Raw genomic sequence first — 3198 nt, 5'->3', positions numbered from 1 at the left:
GGCGGCGTGCGGGGCGCGCTGGGGCGGCTGCTCGCCAGGGACGGCTGGACAGTGGTCACCGAGGGGCCGGCGGACATCGAGGTGCTGCACACCCGGTCCGGTGGATTCGTCGGCGCGGCCGACGGCGCGCTGACGCCGCTGCCGGCGGTCGGCGACGTCGCGGCCTGGTCGCGGGCGCGGGCCGCGGCGCCCGGCACCCCCGCGGCCCCGGCCGGCGGGAGCGAAGCGCGGGTGGCGCGGGCGGACCCGGTGGCGGTGGAGCGCGCGCTGCGGGGCCTCGTCGCCATCGGCCCCTATTTCGCGATAGCCGTCCGTGACGGTGCCGATCACGAGTGGACCTCGCAGCCCGAGGTTCCGCACGGCCCCACGGCCTCGACGGCAGGCGAGCTCTACCAGGCGGGTCCTCCGCTGGCCCGGGCGATCGACGCGCTCGCCGAGCGGCTGGGCACCGCGGAGCGGCGCGTCGCCGCGTCCACGCTGATTCTCGGCTACGCGGCCCGGCTCTGGTCGGTCAGCCTGGGCGCGCTCGCCCTCGGCGGTGTCGTGCCGGACCTGCGGGCCGACGACCTGTGGGTGGCCCCCGTCCCGGGCCAGCCGGTCAGGCTGGTCGTCGAACAGCCCGGTGGGTGGCTCCCGGACCCGGACGCCAGCCCGGACCAACTGGCCAGGCTGCTGGCAGGGACCGTGGTCGACGGGCATCTGGCCCGGCTGGTGGACGCGACCCACGCCGAGACGCGGACCGCCACCGGCCTGTTGTGGGGCAACGCGGCCTCAGCGCTCGTCGGCGCCGTCCGGGTGATCCTCGCCAGGTCCGGGAAGCCGCTTCCCGGCGCGGAGCCAGTCGGTCCGCTGGTCCGTGGCGACGTCGACCACATCGCGGCACACCTGCTCGGACTGGGGCCGCTGGCGGGCACAACCACGCACGCCACGACCACGACCGGCGGCCTCGACCTCGGTTCGGTCACCCGGACGAGCTGCTGCCTGTACTACCGGGTGCCCGGCGGCGGAACCTGCGGCGACTGCCCCCTCGCCGCCCGGCCCGTGGCGGCCGCGCGGGGCGGGGCTGCGGCGCCCGCCAGGGCGCGGGCCGGCTCCCCGCGCCCGACCACGTCCAAGGCCACACCAACGGAGGCGACATGACGGAGATATCCCTCGAGCCCCACCCGGACAGCGAACCCAGTGGATACCGGACGGTCGAGGAACTGGGTAACGGAACGCTGCACGTCTTCGCGCTGCCGACCGACACCGACACGCTGCTCGACATCGTGACGTCGCTGTTCACCGACCACTGGCGGCGCATCGTCTTCGGGGTCATCGTGCAGGGCGCCGCCTGGGAGATCGCCGCCCCCGCCCCGGCCAGGAAGATCTCGATGCTGGACGGCTACGCCACCGTCGACCTCGGCACCTGGCATTTCCACCTCTGTATCGGCGAGCACACCGCCAGCGGCCCCGAACTCGGCCGGATCCGCCGCGCCGCCCGCGTCGAGCTCTACCGCCGCCTCGACGCCGCCGGTGCGCCGGTCAGCTGGGGCCTGCGGATGTTCAACGGTATCGGCGAGCAGCTGATCACCGTCCTGCTGCCCAACCCGTTCCTCACCGAGGACCAGCGGCTGCGGGAGCGCCCGGACTTCGGTCAGCTCGACGTCTGGGACGAGCTGCGGGCCCGTCACCTCGGGCTGGAGCCCGACCCGCTCGACCGCACCGGCACCGGCTTCCGGCACGGCTGAGGGGCGGCTGTCAGCGGTTCTCCCCGCCAGCCGAGCGGCCTTCCCGAAGCATGCGCCCGAGCAGCACGACCTCGTCGACTTTCTGCCGCGCGGACGCCGTCCGGTCGACCGACCGCGGGTCGAGCCTGGTTTCCAGGTCAGGCGGCAGGTGCAGCAGCGAGCAGGACGTGCTTACCACGACCTGGCCCGCCAGCCCGAACAGCGTCGCGCAGGTCGACAGGGCCGCCCGCAGGTTGGTGCGTCGGACGGTGCTCCCGTCGACGACCCCGGCGACGACGGTGGCCGAGCCGAGGCCGCCTACAGCCGCCAGCGCCGCCAGGTTGCCCGGGCCCGCGACGAAGTCCAGGCCGATCGCCTCCACCCCGATGTCCGCCAGGGCGGGCAGGGCCGGCCCGATCTCCCCGAAGGAGGTCGCCACCAGGATCTTCGGCCGCCACGGGGCCGCGGCGAGCGTGAGGTAGGCCTGGCGCAGCGCGGTCAGCTCCTGCGCGGACAGGTCCCGGGTCAGCACCGGCTCGTCCAGCTGCACCCACGAGGCCCCCGCGTCGGCCAGCTGTCGCAGGAGTTCGCCGTAGGCGGCGACCAGGTCGCCGAGCAGGTCGAGGGGCGTGAACGCCGCCGCCTCGTCCGAGGCCTTGGCGAGCAGCAGGAAGGTGAGCGGGCCGACGAGGACCGGCCGGGTGGTCACCCCGATCGCCCTGGCCTCGGCGAACTCGCGCAACGGCTTGTCACCGGCCAGCCGGAACCGGGTGCCCTCGTCGAGCTCGGGGACGATGCAGAAGCAGTTGGTGGCGAACCACCTGGCCCTTTCCAGTGCGGGCACGCCGCCTGCGCCGCGCGCCATCGCGAAGTAGGAGCCGAGCTCGGCGGACCGGCCCCGCGCGCCCTCGCCGGTCGGCCAGTAGCGGGCGGGAACCGCGCCGAAGAGCACCGCGGTATCCAGCATGTGGTCGTAGTACGAGAACGTGTTCGACGGCACGGTGTCGAGCCCGGCGTCGGCGAGCTCGGCCCAGACCTCGGCGCGCAGGGCCGCCGCCGTGCGCTCCAGCTCCGCGGCGTCGATCCGCCCCGCCCAGTAGGCCTCGGTCGCGGTCGTCAGCTCGCGGTGCCGCCCGGTCCGGGGGTAGCCGAGAACGGTCGTCCGGACGGTGCCCGTCCCGCTGCCCACCCGGCTGCCGTTGGTCGTGAAAGCCGACATGGTTTCCTTCCCTCGGGAAACGCATCCGGCCCGCGGCCACATCGGTACGACGCTGACCCGACGGCGGTCAGCTCGTGGCCGACGCGGCATCGTCGACCTGCCGCGCGCAAGCGCGCCCATGGCCGCTCACTACGCCACCCGCCCGCCCCCCGTGGGGACACCGAACGCCCAACGCGCGTGCGGCGCGCCAGCCGAGAGAATTGCGTAGGCTGGTACCGAATAGACAGGGGTGATCGCGGAGAGTAAGCGCTCACGGAAAGTGCTGAGCGAGGG

3 protein-coding genes are annotated in these 3198 nt (G+C 74.5%); 2 read left to right on the top strand and 1 reads right to left on the bottom strand.

Annotation, left to right across the window (positions count from 1 at the left end):
- Together AC08OP_RS23235 and AC08OP_RS23230 are read left to right on the top strand one after the other, a co-directional pair.
- Positions 1 to 1140, top strand: a 1140-nt coding sequence (locus AC08OP_RS23235; protein ID WP_476616123.1) for a (2Fe-2S)-binding protein, incomplete at its 5' end; no start/stop codon positions are given.
- Entirely contained in the window at positions 1137 to 1727 is a 591-nt protein-coding gene (locus AC08OP_RS23230) for a DUF7676 family protein (protein WP_476616122.1), read from the top strand. The genes AC08OP_RS23235 and AC08OP_RS23230, both read left to right, overlap by 4 nt.
- 10 nt (positions 1728 to 1737) lie before the next feature.
- Here AC08OP_RS23230 and AC08OP_RS23225 read toward each other — a convergent pair whose 3' ends face one another.
- Complete coding sequence (locus AC08OP_RS23225; protein WP_476616121.1) at positions 1738 to 2925, bottom strand: hypothetical protein; 1188 nt, start codon at positions 2923 to 2925, stop codon at positions 1738 to 1740.
- Between the last annotated feature and the right edge of the window lie 273 nt (positions 2926 to 3198).

The organism is Frankia sp. CeRuru1 (genome assembly GCF_977966315.1).
Note: the sequence above shows the minus strand (reverse complement) of the source record. Positions and strands in the feature narration are given on the sequence as shown.